We start from the raw sequence: 17360 nt of genomic DNA, 5'->3' as shown, positions 1-17360 counted from the left end.
CTCTAGGCTCCGTTCAGGCGCTCGGAAAGGTAAGAGGTGACCTGGTCCAGGGAAACACGTTCCTGGGACATGGTGTCGCGTTCGCGGATGGTCACGGCCTGGTCCTCGAGGGTGTCGAAGTCCACGGTGATGCAGAACGGGGTGCCGATCTCATCCTGGCGGCGGTAGCGGCGGCCAATGGCACCGGCGTCATCGAAGTCGATGTTCCAGCGCTTGCGCAGCTCGGCAGCCAGGTCCTTGGCCTTCGGGGAAAGGTTCTCATTGCGGCTCAGCGGCAGCACCGCGGCCTTGACCGGAGCCAGGCGCGGATCGAGCTTGAGCACGGTGCGCTTGTCCACGCCGCCCTTGGTGTTCGGTGCTTCGTCCTCGGTGTAGGCATCGACCAGGAAAGCCATCATGGAACGGGTCAGGCCGAAGGAAGGCTCGATCACGTAGGGGGTGTAGCGCTCACCGGTGGCCTGGTTGAAGTAGGACAGCTCGGAGCCCGAAGCCTTCGCATGGCTGGACAGGTCGTAGTCGGTGCGGTTGGCAACGCCCATGAGCTCGCCCCACTCCGAGCCCTGGAAGCCGAAGCGGTACTCGAAGTCGATGGTGCCGGCCGAGTAGTGCGCGCGCTCGTCTTCTGGCACGTCGAACTGGCGCAGGTTCTCTTCTTTGATGCCCAGATCCAGGAACCATGCCCAGCAATCCTTGACCCACTGGTCGAAGAAGGCGGGGGCATCTTCCGGAGCGGTGAAGAACTCGATTTCCATCTGCTCGAACTCGCGGGTGCGGAAGATGAAGTTGCCCGGGGTGATTTCGTTGCGGAAAGCCTTGCCGATCTGGCCGATGCCGAATGGCGGCTTCTTGCGCGAGGCGGTGAGCACGTTGGCGAAGTTCACGAAGATGCCCTGGGCGGTCTCCGGACGCATGTAGGCCAGGCCGGCTTCGGTATCCACTGGGCCCAGGAAGGTCTTCATCAGGCCGGAGAACATCTGCGGCTCGGTGAACTGGCCCTTGGTGCCGCAGTCAGGGCAGGCGATCTCGCTCATCCCGTCCTTGGCGGCACGGCCCTTCTTGGTCTCGAAAGCCTCGATCAGGTGGTCCTGGCGGTGGCGCTTGTGGCACTGGATGCATTCGACCAGCGGGTCGGTGAAGGTGGCCACGTGGCCCGACGCTTCCCAGACAGCCTTGGGCAAGATGATCGACGAGTCCAGGCCAACCATGTCCTCGCGGCCGCGAACGAAGTTCTGCCACCACTCGCGCTTGATGTTTTCCTTCAGTTCGGTGCCCAGGGGACCGTAATCCCATGCCGAACGGGAACCACCGTAGATTTCACCAGCCTGGAAAACGAATCCTCGACGCTTTGCGAGGGAAATAACCTGGTCTAGCTTGGACTGTGGCGCCATATCAACTCCAATGGGAATTACGAGGCCGCTGGTTGCGGTCCGTAGAAAAATACATACCTTCCAAGGGTATCGTTTCCGCGGCCTGCAGACGAAGCCGAATCAGGTAACGCCGACGTGAACTTCCACGCCTTTGGCCGATTCTTACGATGCAGCGCACTTATTTAGGGAAGAATGGAAGCCATGAGTGCCAACGAAGCTTTTGACCTAGAAATCCGCGACGAGTCCATCCGCTTGGGCCAGTTGCTCAAACTTGCCTCCCTGGCCGAGGATGGCATCCACGCCAAGGAAATGATTTCCGACGGAATCGTCACCGTCAATGGAGAGGTGGACACCCGTCGCGGGGCGCAGATCCGCCCCGGCGACGTGGTGTGCGTGAATGGTGAATGCGTGAAGGTCACCGCCCAGCAGTAGTCAGCTTTTCCCCAGGACGACCCTGTTGAGGAACTCGGCCACATCCTGTAGTTCTTCCATGCACACCGAGTGGCCAATCTGCCGGTAGGTTTCGCTGGCCAATTCGGTGTGCCCCGGGACCCACCCCAGGGTGTATTCGATCTTGTCCCGGGTGATCACCGGGTCAGACAGGTCGCGGCCCCAGAACAGCGGTAGCGGCTTTTCTGCCAGCTTCGCGTCGTCGAATATTTCCAGGGGCCCGGGATCCACGGCGAAGCCCGAGAGCCCGACGACGGCTTCAATGGAATCGGGCTGGTAGCGTGCCAATGAAGTGGCCATGGCCATGCCCTGGGAGAAACCGAGCAGGGTGATCGAGGAGTGCTGTTTTACCAGCGGTTCCAGCAATGCCCATAGCGCTTCGACGCTGCGTGCCACCGACTCGATGGAGTAGTCGATTTCCTGGGTCAGCGGGAACCAGCTGTACCCCGGGCCTGCTTGCAGCGGTGCGCGCACCGAGAGGTAAGTGAACTCTTCGGGCAGATGCTGCGAGAGCCCCATGAGGTCTTGTTCATTCGAGCCATAGCCGTGCAGGAACACCAGCAGCGGAGTTCCAAGGCGGGATTCGTCGTTACGGGAGATGATGGCCACTGGAGCCTGATCCGGGATAGTCATAGTTCCCCAAGACTATCGAACAGGACGTAGCGGGGAACTACAGCTAGCTCAGCGCTTCCGCGACCCGATTCCATCAAGTCCCCGGCCACCGGCGATGGCAGCGCCCGGGTGCCGCAGAACTTCCCCATAATCGCCGTCGAATCTGCTGATGGCGTTGGCCGGCACTCTCCTGGAACCTTGGTCTTCCAAGGCCTGGAAATCCAGTTGACATGTTACAAGATTATAAATCTTGTAAAAATTGCTTAGCTTTCCAAGTTTTTCGTGTTCAACTGGACCAACGGCCTCACGGCCCTCCGGAACGCCGCTCTCGCCGGACGAGGCAGCGACAGCGACAGAGTTAGGAATAGGCGCCATGGACGAAATTGAATACAGCGAAAATATTCCGGGGCAGCTGCAAGAGGATCTCGATAGTTTAGGGTACATCGAACCGGACCCGGGAAGCGCTTCGTCCCTATTCGAAAACGTGGACACCGTATTTTCAGTCGGCACTCCCCTGTTCGCCATGCTCTTTATCGCCGTTATCGGATTGATCATCTTCGTGGCGGTGCGCAATTACCGCAAAGCCAAGAGCGCCGGTTTTGATCCGCTGACCCTGGAAACCGAACTGATGGCAAGAGCCGCTAATTCAGCTATGCTGGCGCCGGAAAAATCCCTTGAGGACAAGCTTGCCGAACTCGATTCCCTGCACTCGCGAGGAATCATTACCCGCGACGAGTACTTGCAGGCGCGCCGGGACGCTTTGAGCGTCTAGCACGGCGGCTCATGGAATCATCCTCGGGAATGATTGACTATAAGTTACCCATTGGTAACAATAGATTCGTGCCAAACGATTCTGCTTCTGAACCATCAACATCCGCCAATGCCCCACTGCATCCGTGGCGCCGCTATGTCGCCATTGGGGACTCGTTCACCGAGGGCATCGGCGACCCCGACCCGTCGAGCACCGGCCGCCACCTTGGCTGGGCCGACCGCTTGGCCCACGAGCTCAGCCGCACCGTCCCGGACTTCTCGTATGCCAATCTCGCCATTCGAGGCCGGCTGATCGGCCAGATCGTTGCCGAACAGCTCGATCCCTGCATTGACCTGAAGCCCGATCTGATCTCTCTCTGCGCAGGCGGCAACGACGTCCTGCGCCCGGGCGGGGATCCAGACAAGATTGCAGATATCCTCGACAATGCGGTAGCCAAGCTCACCGATACGGGCGCCACGCTCTTGCTCTTCACCGGGCCCGATATTCGCGATACCCCGGTTTTGGGAAGCATCCGAGGCAAGGTGGCGATCTACAACGAAAACGTGCGCACCGTAGCCGCCCGCCACGACGCCATCGTGGCGGACATGTGGGCCTTGCAGGAGTTGCACCAATCCCAGATGTGGGCACCGGATCGCCTGCACTTCTCCCCCGCCGGGCACCAGCGCATTGCCGCCATGGCACTGGACTCGCTGAACGTCGCGCATCCGCTGGACACCGAAATCGTTCCGGCCGTGGATGAACGCAGCTGGAGGGAAGCCCGCAAGGAGGATCTGCAGTGGGCGCGTGAGCATCTTGCTCCCTGGGTATTGCGCCGCCTGCGCCACCAGTCCTCCGGCGACGGCATCACCCCGAAACGGCCCTCGGCCACGCCGTTTGCGCAGACCAAGCCAAACGACTCGCTCGGCGCCGGCGACAGCGCCAAGTAGGCATGAAAAGCCTGAAGCAGTTCCACCGATTACTGGCGGAACTGCTTCAGGCTTTGAAATCTTCCCGAGCCCCTTCCGGGGTTCAGTCTCCGAACACCAAGGTCCGAAGCACGCCATCGAGCTGCGTGGCATCGGTCAGGAATCCATCGTGGCCAATCGGCGAATCAATGTAGTGCACCGGTTTTGGCTTGGCCAGCGACGAAGCCAGCTTCACTGACTGCTCAGGAAAGTACAACCGGTCAGTGGTTACCGCGGCAACCACCACGTTGACCTTCGCCAGTCGCGCCAAGGCGGCTTCCAGGGATTCATGGCCGCGAGCCACATCATGGCTCATCAGCGCCTCGGTGAGCACCAGGTAGCTGTTGGCATCGAAACGATTCACCAACTTGCTGGCCTGATGGTCAAGATAGCTTTCCACCTGGTACCGCCCGCGAGGCCCCTCGAGCAGACCCGTTGGCTTCTCGCCATCCTGCGGGTTGCGCGAGAAACGGGTTTCAAGCTCGGCCTCGGAACGATAGGTGATGTGGGCCAGGCGGCGAGCCAAGCCAAGACCGGCGTCCGGGCGCGCATCGTTGCCGTAGTAGTCGCCATTGCAGAAGTGCGGATCCAACCGGATGGATTGGGTTTGCACCTGTGCAAAGGCAATTTGCTCGGCAGTCGCCTGCGCGCTCGAGGCCATCACTACGAGGTTCTTGACTTGGTCGGGGAACTCGACGGCGTATTCCAACGCGCGCGCACCGCCCATCGAACCGCCAATGACCGCATGCCAGGAATCGATTCCCAGTTGCTTGGCCAGCCGCGCTTCAAGGCGCACCGAGTCCTTGATGGTGACGAAAGGAAAGCTCGAACCGTAGGGCAGGCCCTGGTCGCCCAAGGACGAGGGGCCGGTGGAACCATTGCAACCACCCACCATGTTGATGGACACGACAAAGTACTCATTAGTGTCAACCGTGGCGCCGGGGCCTACGAGCTCTTCCCACCAGCCGGCGCTTTGCGAATCGCCTTGCGCAACGTGGGCATCACCGGTGAGCGCATGCATCACCAGCACCGCGTTGGAGCCATCAGCTGCTAGCGTCCCCCACGTTTCATAGGCCAGCACCACGTCCGGAAGGAATCCACCGAATTCGAAGTGGTGCTCCCCCACGGACTTACGGCGCAAAATGCCGTCTTGTCCGCCGGCGAGCTCTTCGGCGCGCAGAGTATCTTCAGTAGTCACAATGGATGCCATGCCTAGAGGGTTTCCTGCAGTTCCTTGTTCTCGAGGGCTGCAACAGCTTGGAAGCCCAGTTCCAGATCGGCCAGAATATCCTTGATATTCTCCAGTCCGACGCTCAGCCGCACCAGTCCCGGGCTCACGCCGGCCGCAACCTGCTCCGCTTCGGAGAGCTGGGCATGGGTGGTGGAGGCCGGGTGGATGACCAATGAGCGCACGTCGCCGATGTTCGCGACATTGGAGTGCAATACCAGTGCGTCCACGAAGGCCTGGCCGGCTTCCGAACCGCCCTCCAGTTCGAACGCGATGATCGAGCCGGCGCCCTGATCGCTGTACTTCTGCGCACGCTCATGCCAAGGCGAGGACTTCAGGCCTGCGTAGGCGACCTTCTGCACTTCCTCGCGGGCTTCGAGCCAATTGGCAACTTCTACGGCATTCTGGCCGTGGCGCTCAATGCGCAGCGACAAGGTTTCCAGGCCCTGCGCGATCAAGAACGCGTTGAACGGCGCAACCGAGGAACCCAAATCGCGCAGCAACTGCACGCGGGCCTTGAGGATGTAGGCCAGATTGGCGCCCAGGATGCCGTTGACACCCAGGTCGCGGGCGAAGACCAGGCCGTTGTATGACTCGTCCGGGGTGTTGAATCCCGGGAAGCGGTCGGCGTCCTTGGCGAAGTCGAAGTTGCCCGAGTCCACGATGACACCGGCAATGGCATTGCCGTGGCCGCCAAGGAACTTGGTGGCCGAATGGATCACGATATCCGCGCCCCACTCGATCGGGCGGATCAGGTACGGGGTGGCCAGGGTGTTGTCCACCAGCAGCGGCACGCCAGCTTCGTGGGCGATCGCCGAGATGCCCTCGATGTCCAGGACGTCCTGTCGCGGATTGGAGATGGTTTCCCCGAAGAAGGCCTTGGTGTTCGGACGCACCGCGGCACGCCAATCATCCAGGTTGTCCGGGTCCGAAACGAAGGTGACCTCGATGCCCAGGCGCTTGAGCGTGTGCTTGAGCAGGTTCTGGGTTCCGCCATACAGGCTGGGGCTGGCCACCAGGTGGTCGCCGGCTTCGGCCAAATTCAAGATGGCGAAAGTGGTGGCAGCCTGTCCCGAAGAGAGCAGCAGTGCTCCAACGCCGCCCTCCAGGTCAGCGACGCGGGTTTCCACCGCGTCAGTGGTCGGGTTGCCGATACGGGTGTAGATCGGCTCCAGTTCCTGCAGCGCGAAACGTGCAGCAGCGCTCTGGGCGCTGGGGAAGACGAAAGAGGTGGTTTGGAAAATCGGGAGAGCCCGTGCTCCGGTCGTCGGATCCGGGGTCTGGCCGGAGTGGATCTGACGGGTTTCAAATGACCAGTTATTGCTCATGGTTTCCTCCAAATAGCGTTTCATGACTATGGGGGTACGCCACTGAAAAGACACCGACAGGAAGCACCATATCGTGACGACTTCCAGGGGTAACCCGCGCTTGTCCTTGATGCCTTGTGCGTTCAAGGGCCAGGTCTTCACCCGGGGCACCCCACCGCGGTTGGAGGGTTGCCGCCCAGTAAGCCGGGGCTTGTTACTGGGACTCATGACCTGGTACCAGTTTGCCCGAAAACCGAAGATCTTTGCAACGCAAGGGCTCGTCATTGGACTCAATCGGTCATATTTCGCGAATATTGCAGGTTCATCGCAGAGTATTCGATAGCATCACGGCACTTAGGTGTGCCTAAGTAGAGACTCGCATCACATGTTGCCATGATGGGCACATGATGAGGCTAGATCACGTAAGTTATGCATGCGGCCCAGACGGGCTGTTGCCAACCGCTGAAAGAATCTCCGAGTCCCTTGGACTGGAATTCGTCAAGGGCGGCGTGCATCCACGATTCGGAACACGCAATGTCATCTTCCCGCTCAAGCACGGCCAGTACCTGGAGGTGGTTGAAGTCCTGAACCACCCGGCCAGCGACAAGGCACCCTTCGGACAGGCGGTTCGCGCCCGTTCGGAGCTCGGCGGCGGCTGGATGGGCTGGTGCGTCTCGGTGGAGGACCTATCCAGTGCCGAGGACCGCTTGGGCCGCAAGTCGGTGCCGGGCAACCGGAAGTTCCCTGATGGCCGCGAACTGACCTGGCAGCAGATTGGCATCAAGGGCCTGATCGCCGATCCGCAGTGCCCGTACCTGATTTCCTGGGATGAAGGATCCGAGGAGCTGCATCCGTCCAAGGCGCTGGAACCTGCCGGCGCCATCAGCCAGATCGCCATCGCCGGCTCGCGTGAACGGGTGCTGGATTGGCTGGGCCAGCCGCAGAACGTCAATTTGGGCGCTGTCACCATGCAATATGAAGCGCCGAATGGCACTCCGGGCATCATGTCGGTTACCTTTGAGACCGAGTCCGGAACCGTGGTGCTGTAAACAGTTCCGCAGAGATCGCAAGTAGGCGGGGACAATGGCGTCCCCACCTACTTTCTTTTCCTTAAGGCCGGTCCAGCCGCTTCCCCAGGACCGCGACGTGCTGGTCTTCGAAGCCCAGCCGTTCATAGAAATCGATGACGGCAGAGTTCTCCTCGCGGACCATGAGCTGCACCTTGGGCACGCCGAGATCCCGCAGCCACAGGACAGCGGCATCCACCAGCGCCCTTCCCAGTCCGTTGCCCTGCCGGCACGGATCCACCGCAACATAGTAGAGCCAACCTCGGTGGCCATCATGGCCAACCATCGCAGTAGCCATGAGTTGATCGTTCTCAACGATGGACAGCACCGTGGAAGTAGGCTCGGCCAAAGCCCGTCGGGCGTCGGCGAGCGCATCATTCCACGGACGAGTCAGCCCAGTTGCTTCCCACAATTCAACTGCTTGGCGAAGGTCCTCTTCGCGCAGCACGGTAATCTGCATTGGCTCAGCTTACCGGCGCTACTGGCCGATTCCGATGGCCGGCCCGACCAAGGCGTATCCCACGAAGCCGATGGCATCAAGCAGGAAGTGCGCGATAACCAGCGGCATCACCCGCCCGTACTTCTGGTATACCCAGCCGAAGACGACGCCCATGAGCATATTGCCGATCATCGGCCCCACCCCCTGGTACAGGTGGTAGCTGCCTCGGATCATCGCAGAACCAATAATCGTGCTCCACAGGCCCAGCTTCAATTTCTTGGCGTAGGTGAACAAGAATCCGAGCATCAGCACTTCTTCGAGGACTGCATGACGTGCAGCCGACAGCAGAAGCACTGGGACGCTCCACCAATAATCGCCAAGATTCGCTGCTGACAGTGCCGTGGTGACGCCCAGTGCCCGCCCAGCGGCATAGACGCCCAGCGTTCCTACTCCCATGGCCAAGAACATCCCCGCCCCGAGCAGTGCGTCCTTGCCCGGCTTGCGCATATCGAAACCGATGTCCCGGATAGTTCGTCCGGTCGTGCGCTTCATCAGGTAGAGCGCCAGCACGACGGGTACCAAGGCAAAGAAGATGTCCAGCAGCTGGTAGGAGAAATCAAAGAACTCGCGGGTGCTCAGCGGGTTGTTCAGCGATGTAGTCTGCTCGCGCAGCGGCGCCCGGGTGACCTTGTCGGCAAAGCTCAGCAGCGAGTAGACCGCGCTTTGTCCCAAAGACAGGGCAAGAACCAAGACGATCTCGAATTTGAGGGTCTTGCGGGTTGCTGTCTGCTTAGATTGTTCAGCGTTCACGTTTCCGATCATAGGCTGATCTGGCTGTGCGCGTACTGAGCAGCCACGTGGCAAACCTGCGATAGCCTGAGGTTGAGACCACCAGCAAGCTGAACGAGAAGAGTGCGAGTGAGCCGTCCTGCCACCATTGGAGAACTGCAGATTGCCCGTCAGCTCTGCCCCGATCTTTCCTGGGAAGATGCGGCCGTGAACGAAGGCGGACAATTCCACAAGGTGGTCATTGGCAATCCGCAAGCGGTGATTCGCATGGCGCGCACGCCAGCGGCCACGGAGCAGATGCCCCGTTCCGTCAAGCTGCTGTCTTTGCTGGAGGGCCAGCTCAACTACCAGATTCCGGTGGCGGTTTCCGAGATCCTGCACGTCGACGGACTCAGCTCCGTGGCCATGTCTTTCATCCCCGGCAGCGCCCATGAACCGCATTACGGGGATCCGAAGGTGCTGGGACAGCTGGTCAAGGATTTGGCCGAGCTGCCGCTGGAGCCGATCAGCGAGCATCTGGCCGAACCGTTTTCATTCCGTGGCGAATGGACCCAGGCCAGGCAGCAGCAATGCTTCGATGCGCTGCCCGAGGAACTGCGAGGGCCTGCTACCGAGCTCTGGGCCCAGCTCGATTTCCTGGCGCAGGTTCCTGCGGGCTTGGTTCATGGCGATTTGGCCGGCCACAACATGCATTGGATCGGCGAGAAACTGGTTGGCATCTTGGACTGGGACCTGGCCGCTGCGTGGGACCCGGCTTTGAACACCGCTTACCTGAGCCTGTGGCATGGGTTGGAAATGGCGGATTTGATTGCTCCCAGCGCCGAGGAAGCATACCGGGCCAAAATCTGGTTGGGCCTGATGAGTCTTGAACGGCTATCGGATACGCTCTCGCGCACCGACAACCCGAAGATGGGCAAGCTCATGCGCAAGATTGGTCCGCGCATCCTCACCGCCGCGCAGACGGTACGGAAGTGAGCTCCTCGCTAACCATTCATCCCGTCGCGACAGCATTCTCACCAACCAGAATCCGATATCGAACTGTAGCTTCCTAAGCGAGGAAAAATATGACCCTGAAAAACGCATTCGCTCTCATTGCCCTCGTAGGAACTTCAATGGCGTTCACAGGTTGCTCCCTCAGCGATTCCAGCAGTCCTCCTCCACCAGGTACAGATTCGATGATGCCGCTGCAAGACCATGAGCTGGCTGCCATCAGCACAGAAATTGATAGGAAAGACCAGAATATCTCCCTTGCTATTCCGCTCCGCGGCGGCAAATATACGGTAGTGCTCGAATGCTCGGGCGAAGACATGTCGTCCAGCATCGCATGGCAAAGCGATGAGAAACCTGACAAAGGAGAAATCAGCGTTCCCTGCACCCATGACGGCGCAAACGCCCGCGAAGAGATTTCTCTAAACGGCTACTCAAGTTCGCTCACTTTCGTCGCAAGAGAGTTGCAAGGACACGAACTTACGGTATCAATTGCCTCAAACGCGACTTAGCACTTGATGATGATCCCTCCCGATGTCTTCGTCTATCAGGATCTAGCGAAACATTATTTTGTTCAAACGCGTTGAAAAAGCAAAATGCCCACCCGAGCACGATGCTCAGGTGGGCATTTTGGCGTATCGTCTCCGATACAAAGAATATCTAGTTCAGTGCTGAGATGGCTGCCTCGTAGTCCGGCTCGGTGGTGATCTCCGGGACGATCTGGTTGTAAACAACCTTGCCGTCTTCATCCAGTACTACAACCGAACGGGCCAGCAAACCAGCTAGTGGACCGTCAACCTGGGTGACGCCATAGTCCGAACCGAAATCGGAACGGAAGACCGAAGCAGCGGTAACGTTCTCGATGTCTTCGGCACCGCAGAAGCGTCCCAGAGCGAATGGCAAGTCAGCAGAAACGCACACCACGGTCGTGTTCTCCAGACCCGCAGCCAATTCGTTGAAGCGACGCACGCTGGCAGCGCAAACGCCGGTATCAACCGACGGGAAGATGTTCAGGACAACGCGACGGCCAGCCAGCGATTCGCTGGTGACATCTGCAAGGCCGGTGTCGGTGAGAGTGAAAGCTGGAGCCTGCGAGCCAACGGCCGGCAGATCACCAATAGTCTGTACAGGGGTTCCCTTGAAAGCAGTATTAGCCATAGGTCTTGTTTATCATGAATGCCTAATCCGGAGCTATATTTTCTGCCTACTAGCGCAAACAAGTCGCTCACTTCTCGTTCCTATGCAAAACTGTGGACATGGGCCCCGACTACGATTCATACGCAGCGAAGATGCGTGCTCAGACCCTTGACGGCACTGATTTGGAAGTAGTCGCCCGTTTCACCGACATGCTCTGCCGCCGCAATTCACGAATTCTCGATATCGGTTGCGGGGTAGGCAACACCGTCAACGCCTTGCGCCGCTTGGGACACCGTGGCTACGGCATAGATCCCACACCCCAAGTGCTGGATGTAGCTGCAGAGCTATTCGACGGGAGCTGGTTCCGGCAGCTATCGGCGAACCAGCTGGCCGTGGGCTCATTGGGCGAGCATGACCTGCCAAGGACGTACGACGCCCTATTGTTGACCGGTAATGTGCCTGCTTTCATTTCTCGCGATGAACTGCGAGGCTTTTCAACTTAGCCGATCAGGTGCTCAGCGTCACGGGCGTACTCGTTGTCGGAACCACCCGCCATGCCAACGGCGGACCGGAAGACCAGGACGAACTCCGCGAAGGAACCTCGCTGCAGCTCGTGCAGCGATTCGCCGACTGGCATTTGGCTCCCTACCGTTCTGGCTCCCAATGGTCGGTGAGCGTGTACGCACGCACCGGTCAGCGTTCAGGATTCCAGAGCCCAGATGGAATATTCATTCTGCCCTCCTAGCCTCGTGGCTATTTCCAAACGCCGCCAGGTATTCAACAGTCGGCAAGCTTTTCAAGGCCTGGAATCGCTGCCTAAATGCGACCGGTGTTTCGCAGCCAACTGACTTCGCAAGGGAAGCTGCCGTTTCATCGGTTTCCACGAGCCGCCGGCAAGCCTCTTTTATTCTCCGATGTCATTGGGACAGTGGGCATCCCCATGCAGAACTGTGCTGAGCCAAGCGGGGAGAATTGCCCATGGCTCCGGGCACGAGACGCTAATACCCCAGCGCTAGGAAGCTACCGGTCCAGGAAGGCACGGAGGCTTGCCTCGATCTCACCAGAAGCCGCCAACAATCGTCGGGAATTGGGAGTACCGGACCTGCGCGTCCAGCAGGAGCAGGCATTGAAGGCTTCTCATCGCTTCTATCTACCGGGCGGACAGAATGCAGCGTCCTAGTTTTGCTTACGGCTTGGACTGCTTCAATCCGCAGCACGGCTCGGGGCCGAGGAATCCTTGCGGCCGGATCCCTGCCATCCCTATCCCCTTCCCTGGGCGCGCGTAATCCATCCGGGTTGTCGATGAGCTCCTGCAACGCTCTAGATCGCCTTGCCGGCCCGATACACGCTGTGGGTCAGGTCCATCCCGGGACGGTACGCCAGATGCGCAGCAACTGGCGCGTCAAGAACATGCAGATCCGCGCGCTTGCCGATCTCAATGGATCCCACTTGGTCGGCAACGCCCAGCGCGAGTGCCCCTCCGTAGGTTGCCGCCTCGATGGCTTCAGCCAGGGTCAGGTCCATTTGGAGCACTGCGGTAGCCACGCAGAAGTTCATGTTGCTCGTGTAGCTGGTACCCGGATTGCAGTTGCTTGCCAGTGCGATTCGCACGCCTGCATCGAGCAGTGCACGGCCCGGGGCCAGCGGTTGCCGTGTGGACAGGTCGCAGGCGGGCAAGCAGGTGGCGACGGTGCCCGCAGTCCCTGTTCTTGTTGCCGTGTCCCAGCCAGCCCAGCTTCCGGCGAGCGCCTGGAGGTCCTGTTCGTCCAGGTAATTCACGTGGTCTACCGAGTAGCTGCCGAACTCTACGGCCAGCTTCACGCCCGGCCCTGGACCCAGCTGGTTTCCGTGGACCTTCGTCGCCAGTCCCTTGTTCCTTGCGGCGTCCAGGACCCGGCGCGACTGTTCTTCGGTGAATGCGCCGCGTTCGCAGAAGACATCCACGAAGTCGACGTTGGCCGCCACGGCATCCAGCATCGGTCCGGTGACCAAATCGGTGTAGTCATCGGCATCCCATCCTGCCGGGACCAAGTGAGCGCCAAGGAAAGTCAGGGAATCGACCAGCGGCTTGCCCAGCACCGAATGCCGGATTTCTTCTTCCAGTGCCAGGCCGTAGCCGGTCTTGGTTTCCATCCAGGTGGTGCCCATCGCCAGAGCTTCACGGCGGCGATCAGCCACGAGGTCGGCCAGTTCCTTGTCCGAGAGCTGCCCGGTGGCCGATGTGGTGACCGCGATGCCTCCAGCGGCATAGGACTGGCCTGCCATGCGGGCTACGAACTCCTCGGCGCGGTCGCCGCCGAAAATCAGGTGGCTGTGGGAATCAACCCAACCGGGCAGCACCGCACGGCCGCCCAAATCGATCTCGTGTCCCGCAGCAGGTGCATGCGCCATGTTGCCGATCCATGCAACCAGTCCGTCCTCGATCAGCACCGCCGCGTCTTCCAGCACGCGCCCCTTCGCGTCAACCGTAGTCAGCTGTCCAATGTTGGTAAGCAACAGGGTTGCCATGAGCGCTCCGCCTTCGTGGTATTTCCAATCCTTTAGCCAAGAGCCTACCCATGGCTCGTTGCCTATGGGGCAGAACAATAGGGTGCCCGTCTGGGATTTCAGACTGGCACCCTATTGTTCCCACTGCAGGCCAGGGTTACCCCTTGGTGGCACCTGCCAGCAATCCCCGCACGAAGAACCGTTGCAGGGCGAAGAAGACCGCCAGCGGAATGATCATCGAGATGAAAGCGCCTGCGGTGAGCAGCTCCCAGGATTGCCCGTAGGTACCCGAGAGGTCCTGGAGCGCTTTCGTGATCGGCAAGCCTCCACCCGAGGTGAAGACCGTCGCCACCAAGAGGTCATTCCACACCCAGAGGAACTGGAAGATTCCGAAGGAAGCAATAGCCGGCATCGACAGGGGCAGGACGATTTTCGAGAAGATCTTCCCGTGCCCGGCTCCGTCAACACGAGCAGCCTCGATGACCTCATCGGGGATCTCCGAAATGAAGTTGTGCAGCATGAAGATCGCCAACGGCAAGGCGAAGATCGTGTGGGCAATCCAGACCTTGGCGTAGGCGCCATCCAACCCGTTGACTCCCAAGCCCGGCAGGATATACAGCCCACCGATCTTCACTCCGTCCGAGAACAGCTGGAGCAGCGGAACCAGCGCCATCTGGATCGGAACGATCTGCAGGGCGAAAACGAGAACGAAGAGCGTATTGCGCCCCTTGAAGTTGATCCACGCGAAAGCGTAGGCAGCCAAGCTGGCGACAAGGATCGGCACGATCGCCGCCGGAATGGTGATGACCAGCGAATTCAGGAACGCCTTGGACAGCGGAAGGCTGTCGCCGGAGGCAAAGGCCTGCGCATAGTTATCGAGCGTGAATGAAGGATTGGACAGGGCCGTCCACCAGCCCGAGGTCTTGATGTCATCAGCCTGCCTGAAGGAGGAGACAAACAGGCCGAAGGTGGGGATGGTCCACACCGCGGCAATGATGAACGCCGCAATGGTGGCTGCGCGGGAGGTGGTGGCTTTGCGCAGTTTCCCGCTGGTTTTCTCGGTAGCTGCCAAGAGGCGTCGAGAGGATTCGCTGACGGTGCTCATCGGACTCCCCTTTGCTTCTTATGCTGGCGGACGTTGTAGATGATGATCGGCAGTACCAGGATGAACAGGATGACGGCCAGGGCCGAGCTGTAGCCGGTGCGTGCCCCGAGCTGGAACTGGCGCACCATTTCGAATGCCAGCACCGTTGTATCCGAGCGTCCGCCGGTCATCGAAGAGACGATGTCGAAGACCTTGAGCGAGGCAATGGAAATGGTGGTCAATACGACGATGACGGTGGAGCGGATCCCCGGCAGCGTGACATTGGCGAAACGCTGCCATGGGCTGGCCCCGTCCAGGGAGGCTGCTTCGATTTGCTCTGCGGGCACGCCCTTGATGGCCGCGGACAGGATGACCATGGCGAATCCCGCCTGTGTCCAGATCAGGATGACCACCAGGAACAACGTGTTCCACGGTTCGAGCCCGAGCCAGTCGACCGGGGTGGCCCCGAATGCCGTGATGATCGCGTTGAGCACGCCTATTTGCTCGCCCTGGCGGATGTCGTAGAAGAACTTGAAGATGATCGACGCGCCAACGAAGGAAATCGCCATGGGCATGAACACCAGCAGCTTGAAGAACTTCTCGCCACGGCTCTTGTCGATGAATACCGCGTAGGCCAATCCGATAATAGTGGAGACCACGGGCGCCACCAGAACCCACACCAAGGTATTGAGCAGGGCGGTCAGGCCATCGGGGCTGGTGAACACCCAGAGGAAATTCCCCAGGCCGACGAAGCCGGATCCGTCGTTGGCCATGAAGGCGCTGACCGCGGTGCGGACCGTGGGGTAGATCAAGCCCATAGCGAGCAGCAGCATGGCCGGAGCCAGGAAACCGGACAGCTGCAGCAGCGAGCCGGCGCCGGATCGCGAGCGCCGGTCCAGGAAAAACAGCACCGCACCGAGCACCGCGGCCAGCGCGGCCACCCACATCACGGAGTTGTACAGGCCCAGGACCAGCAGGATCGCCACCGGGACCAAGACCGCGGCGGCAAAGCGCACGACGGCGAAAACCCGTCCGCCCTTGGTCGCTATCTCGACAAAGGCGAGGATCGCTGCGATCAAGACCGCGAAGACAACCAGGACGATCGGCACTTGGACTAGCGGCGGAACGCCAGCCAGCCACTGGAAGAATTCAGACATGCGCTCAGGCTCCTACAATCCCGCCAACGACCGGGGCTCCCGGCCGTTGGCGATGGACCAGATGGCGACTAGGAGTCATAGCCGGACTGGATATTTTCAAGCACTTCCTTGGTCGGCTTGCCATCGATCCAGTCCACCAGGCCCTTCCAGAAGGAGTCGGAGCCGACGCTCTTGGGCATCAGATCAGACCCGTCGAAGCGGAAAGTGGTGTTCGGATCCTGCAGCAATTCAACAGCGGAACGCAGCAGGTCGCTGCTGGCGTTCTCCGGATCAAGCCCGGAGTTCGCCGAGATCACGCCGCCGAGTCCAACGCGGCTATTGGCCCAATCCGCGCTGGCCAGGTATTCCTGGACCTTGGCGGTATCCTCATCATTGGAGAAGGCGGCAACGAATTCACCGCCGCCTACAACAGATACGGGGTCATCGGCTTTGGCTGGCGGGGCAACGAAAGCCCAGACATCCCCGTCAGGCGCCACGGTAGCTTTCTCGCCATCGGCGTTCTTGGAATCCAGGACGTATCCTTCCAGGAAGGATGCCTGGTGGGTCAGCGGGCAGGTTGCCTTGGCCACGGCCGTGCCAACATCGCCGAAGGCGGTGGCGTTGATCGACTTCACGTCGCCATATCCGGCGTTGACTTGCTCTGGGTCCAGCAGGATCTTTCCAACGGATTCGAAGGCGCTGGTGATTTCTGGCGAAGTGAATTCCAGATCGCCCGAAACCCACTTGTCGTAGGCTTCGGTTCCGGACTGGCGCAGGACCGCGTCTTCAATCCAGTCGGTGCCCGGCCATCCCGATGCCTCGCCCGAGGCGAATCCGGCACACCAGGCCGGTTCATTGGTCTGCTTCGAGATTTCGGTGCCCAGGGTGGTCATTTCATCCCAGGTTTCCGGGACGCTCAAGCCCCACTGCTCGAACTGCTTGGGCGAGTACCAGATGTAGCCTTTCACGCTGGCCATCAGCGGCACCCCGTACTGCACCCCATCGACCTTGCCGTAGTTCTGCCAGTCCTCGGACCAGTTGCTCTGCAGCTGGGACTGGACTGCCTCGGGAAGTTGCTGCACCTTGCCCTGGGCCACGGTGGCCTGCAGCAAGCCGGGTTGCGGGAAGACGGCCAGGTCCGGGGTGTCGCCGCCCTGGACCTTGATTCCGATTTGGGATTCGAAGTTCTTGTCGCCGGTGTAGCGGATCTTGATGCCGTTCTCCTCGGACCACTTGGCCCAGGATTCTTCCAGCAGTTCGGCTTCAATGCCGGTGACCGGACCGTAGATATCGACGACTCCGTCGGCTTGGCCCACTTGGGCTTCGCCGCCGCCGGAGGCGTTGGGGTCATTGGGGTCTGCTCCGCCCGAGCAACCGGCCAGGAGCAGGCCGATTGCTGCCACCGAGATAACCGGCGCGAACTTCAGCCCACGTTTTGCTTTAGTCATGATGCCCTCCACGTTGGGTAATGCCCTGCCGGATGAGGCGGCCTGGCACGAGTGATCCCCTCAATAGTGACGCAGGTCATCGACGCGCGTCAACAGTTATGGGTGA

General features: G+C 60.3%; 19 protein-coding genes and 1 riboswitch. Of the genes, 7 read left to right on the top strand and 12 right to left on the bottom strand.

The features are described from left to right. Positions 1 to 2 precede the first annotated feature (2 nt). Positions 3 to 1388 (bottom strand): glycine--tRNA ligase, encoded by a 1386-nt coding sequence (locus ACIP6G_RS12030; protein ID WP_400290284.1) that lies wholly within the window; start codon positions 1386 to 1388, stop codon positions 3 to 5. A gap of 180 nt (positions 1389 to 1568) precedes the next feature. Between ACIP6G_RS12030 and ACIP6G_RS12025 the strand changes: the two genes are divergently transcribed. Continuing rightward, positions 1569 to 1799, top strand: a complete 231-nt coding sequence (locus ACIP6G_RS12025; protein WP_181148825.1) for an RNA-binding S4 domain-containing protein — start codon at positions 1569 to 1571, stop codon at positions 1797 to 1799. Here the strand turns inward: ACIP6G_RS12025 and ACIP6G_RS12020 are convergent, their stop codons facing one another. Next, a complete protein-coding gene (locus ACIP6G_RS12020; RefSeq protein WP_332502605.1) occupies positions 1800 to 2450 on the bottom strand; it encodes an alpha/beta fold hydrolase in 651 nt (216 codons plus the stop codon). 352 nt (positions 2451 to 2802) lie between these two features. Between ACIP6G_RS12020 and ACIP6G_RS12015 the strand changes: the two genes are divergently transcribed. Next, complete coding sequence (locus ACIP6G_RS12015) at positions 2803 to 3201, top strand: SHOCT domain-containing protein (protein WP_400290282.1); 399 nt, start codon at positions 2803 to 2805, stop codon at positions 3199 to 3201. A 29-nt stretch (positions 3202 to 3230) separates the two neighbouring features. Then, a complete protein-coding gene (locus ACIP6G_RS12010; RefSeq protein WP_400290280.1) occupies positions 3231 to 4127 on the top strand; it encodes an SGNH/GDSL hydrolase family protein in 897 nt (298 codons plus the stop codon). Positions 4128 to 4209: 82 nt separating this feature from the next. Here the strand turns inward: ACIP6G_RS12010 and ACIP6G_RS12005 are convergent, their stop codons facing one another. Further along, positions 4210 to 5355: a homoserine O-acetyltransferase gene (locus ACIP6G_RS12005; RefSeq protein WP_332489386.1), complete on the bottom strand. Its 1146-nt coding sequence runs from the start codon at positions 5353 to 5355 to the stop codon at positions 4210 to 4212. A 2-nt stretch (positions 5356 to 5357) separates the two neighbouring features. After that, positions 5358 to 6701: a bifunctional o-acetylhomoserine/o-acetylserine sulfhydrylase gene (locus ACIP6G_RS12000; RefSeq protein WP_400290572.1), complete on the bottom strand. Its 1344-nt coding sequence runs from the start codon at positions 6699 to 6701 to the stop codon at positions 5358 to 5360. 91 nt (positions 6702 to 6792) lie between these two features. Further along, positions 6793 to 6912: riboswitch (SAM riboswitch) on the bottom strand. Between the two features lie 172 nt (positions 6913 to 7084). On the opposite strand from ACIP6G_RS12000, the gene ACIP6G_RS11995 reads away from it, so the two are divergent. After that, positions 7085 to 7729 carry a VOC family protein gene (locus ACIP6G_RS11995; protein ID WP_332498748.1) on the top strand — a complete coding sequence of 215 codons (645 nt, stop codon included), beginning with the start codon at positions 7085 to 7087 and terminating at the stop codon, positions 7727 to 7729. A 61-nt stretch (positions 7730 to 7790) separates the two neighbouring features. On the opposite strand, the gene ACIP6G_RS11990 is transcribed toward ACIP6G_RS11995, so the two are convergent. After that, on the bottom strand, positions 7791 to 8207 hold the full coding sequence (locus ACIP6G_RS11990) for a GNAT family acetyltransferase (RefSeq protein WP_332489387.1): 417 nt from the start codon (positions 8205 to 8207) through the stop codon (positions 7791 to 7793). Positions 8208 to 8225: 18 nt separating this feature from the next. Further along, on the bottom strand, positions 8226 to 9008 hold the full coding sequence (locus ACIP6G_RS11985) for a type II CAAX endopeptidase family protein (protein WP_332489388.1): 783 nt from the start codon (positions 9006 to 9008) through the stop codon (positions 8226 to 8228). A 96-nt stretch (positions 9009 to 9104) separates the two neighbouring features. Between ACIP6G_RS11985 and ACIP6G_RS11980 the strand changes: the two genes are divergently transcribed. Further along, on the top strand, positions 9105 to 9950 hold the full coding sequence (locus ACIP6G_RS11980) for a phosphotransferase family protein (RefSeq protein WP_400290276.1): 846 nt from the start codon (positions 9105 to 9107) through the stop codon (positions 9948 to 9950). Between the two features lie 89 nt (positions 9951 to 10039). After that, positions 10040 to 10474, top strand: a complete 435-nt coding sequence (locus ACIP6G_RS11975; protein ID WP_332489328.1) for a hypothetical protein — start codon at positions 10040 to 10042, stop codon at positions 10472 to 10474. A 148-nt stretch (positions 10475 to 10622) separates the two neighbouring features. Here the strand turns inward: ACIP6G_RS11975 and tpx are convergent, their stop codons facing one another. Then, a complete protein-coding gene (gene tpx / locus ACIP6G_RS11970) occupies positions 10623 to 11120 on the bottom strand; it encodes a thiol peroxidase (protein ID WP_332489327.1) in 498 nt (165 codons plus the stop codon). Positions 11121 to 11218: 98 nt separating this feature from the next. On the opposite strand from tpx, the gene ACIP6G_RS11965 reads away from it, so the two are divergent. After that, positions 11219 to 11602, top strand: coding sequence for a class I SAM-dependent methyltransferase (locus ACIP6G_RS11965; RefSeq protein WP_400290273.1), 384 nt, complete (start codon positions 11219 to 11221; stop codon positions 11600 to 11602). Here ACIP6G_RS11965 and ACIP6G_RS11960 read toward each other — a convergent pair. The 5 genes from ACIP6G_RS11960 to ACIP6G_RS11940 form a co-directional block, all read right to left on the bottom strand. After that, positions 11599 to 11736, bottom strand: a complete 138-nt coding sequence (locus tag ACIP6G_RS11960) for a hypothetical protein (RefSeq protein ID WP_400290271.1) — start codon at positions 11734 to 11736, stop codon at positions 11599 to 11601. The two genes, ACIP6G_RS11965 and ACIP6G_RS11960, sit on opposite strands and share 4 nt — an antisense overlap. Before the next feature lie 683 nt (positions 11737 to 12419). After that, positions 12420 to 13607, bottom strand: a complete 1188-nt coding sequence (gene hutI, locus ACIP6G_RS11955) for an imidazolonepropionase (protein WP_400290269.1) — start codon at positions 13605 to 13607, stop codon at positions 12420 to 12422. Positions 13608 to 13743: 136 nt separating this feature from the next. Further along, the gene (locus ACIP6G_RS11950) at positions 13744 to 14691 is read right to left on the bottom strand and encodes a carbohydrate ABC transporter permease (protein WP_105661767.1); all 948 of its coding nucleotides are present in this window, start codon (positions 14689 to 14691) and stop codon (positions 13744 to 13746) included. Further along, positions 14688 to 15827 carry a carbohydrate ABC transporter permease gene (locus tag ACIP6G_RS11945; protein WP_400290267.1) on the bottom strand — a complete coding sequence of 380 codons (1140 nt, stop codon included), beginning with the start codon at positions 15825 to 15827 and terminating at the stop codon, positions 14688 to 14690. Before ACIP6G_RS11945 ends, ACIP6G_RS11950 begins: the two co-directional genes overlap by 4 nt. Before the next feature lie 68 nt (positions 15828 to 15895). Beyond that, complete coding sequence (locus ACIP6G_RS11940; RefSeq protein ID WP_400290265.1) at positions 15896 to 17254, bottom strand: ABC transporter substrate-binding protein; 1359 nt, start codon at positions 17252 to 17254, stop codon at positions 15896 to 15898. Positions 17255 to 17360 lie beyond the last annotated feature (106 nt).

It is taken from the genome of Glutamicibacter sp. NPDC088483 (assembly GCF_044753145.1).
Classification (GTDB): Bacteria; Actinomycetota; Actinomycetes; order Actinomycetales; family Micrococcaceae; genus Glutamicibacter.
The sequence above is the reverse complement of the archived record's forward strand: the minus strand, read 5'-3'. Positions and strand labels throughout refer to the sequence as shown.

Coding starts and splice junctions, on each gene's coding strand:
- ACIP6G_RS12030 (WP_400290284.1), bottom strand. CDS start 1,388: ATGGCGCCACAGTCCAAGCTAGACCAGGTTATTTCCCTCGCAAAGCGT.
- ACIP6G_RS12025 (WP_181148825.1), top strand. CDS start 1,569: ATGAGTGCCAACGAAGCTTTTGACCTAGAAATCCGCGACGAGTCCATC.
- ACIP6G_RS12020 (WP_332502605.1), bottom strand. CDS start 2,450: ATGACTATCCCGGATCAGGCTCCAGTGGCCATCATCTCCCGTAACGAC.
- ACIP6G_RS12015 (WP_400290282.1), top strand. CDS start 2,803: ATGGACGAAATTGAATACAGCGAAAATATTCCGGGGCAGCTGCAAGAG.
- ACIP6G_RS12010 (WP_400290280.1), top strand. CDS start 3,231: ATGATTGACTATAAGTTACCCATTGGTAACAATAGATTCGTGCCAAAC.
- ACIP6G_RS12005 (WP_332489386.1), bottom strand. CDS start 5,355: ATGGCATCCATTGTGACTACTGAAGATACTCTGCGCGCCGAAGAGCTC.
- ACIP6G_RS12000 (WP_400290572.1), bottom strand. CDS start 6,701: ATGAGCAATAACTGGTCATTTGAAACCCGTCAGATCCACTCCGGCCAG.
- ACIP6G_RS11995 (WP_332498748.1), top strand. CDS start 7,085: ATGATGAGGCTAGATCACGTAAGTTATGCATGCGGCCCAGACGGGCTG.
- ACIP6G_RS11990 (WP_332489387.1), bottom strand. CDS start 8,207: ATGCAGATTACCGTGCTGCGCGAAGAGGACCTTCGCCAAGCAGTTGAA.
- ACIP6G_RS11985 (WP_332489388.1), bottom strand. CDS start 9,008: ATGATCGGAAACGTGAACGCTGAACAATCTAAGCAGACAGCAACCCGC.
- ACIP6G_RS11975 (WP_332489328.1), top strand. CDS start 10,040: ATGACCCTGAAAAACGCATTCGCTCTCATTGCCCTCGTAGGAACTTCA.
- tpx (WP_332489327.1), bottom strand. CDS start 11,120: ATGGCTAATACTGCTTTCAAGGGAACCCCTGTACAGACTATTGGTGAT.
- ACIP6G_RS11965 (WP_400290273.1), top strand. CDS start 11,219: ATGGGCCCCGACTACGATTCATACGCAGCGAAGATGCGTGCTCAGACC.
- ACIP6G_RS11960 (WP_400290271.1), bottom strand. CDS start 11,736: ATGCCAGTCGGCGAATCGCTGCACGAGCTGCAGCGAGGTTCCTTCGCG.
- hutI (WP_400290269.1), bottom strand. CDS start 13,607: ATGGCAACCCTGTTGCTTACCAACATTGGACAGCTGACTACGGTTGAC.
- ACIP6G_RS11950 (WP_105661767.1), bottom strand. CDS start 14,691: ATGAGCACCGTCAGCGAATCCTCTCGACGCCTCTTGGCAGCTACCGAG.
- ACIP6G_RS11945 (WP_400290267.1), bottom strand. CDS start 15,827: ATGTCTGAATTCTTCCAGTGGCTGGCTGGCGTTCCGCCGCTAGTCCAA.
- ACIP6G_RS11940 (WP_400290265.1), bottom strand. CDS start 17,254: ATGACTAAAGCAAAACGTGGGCTGAAGTTCGCGCCGGTTATCTCGGTG.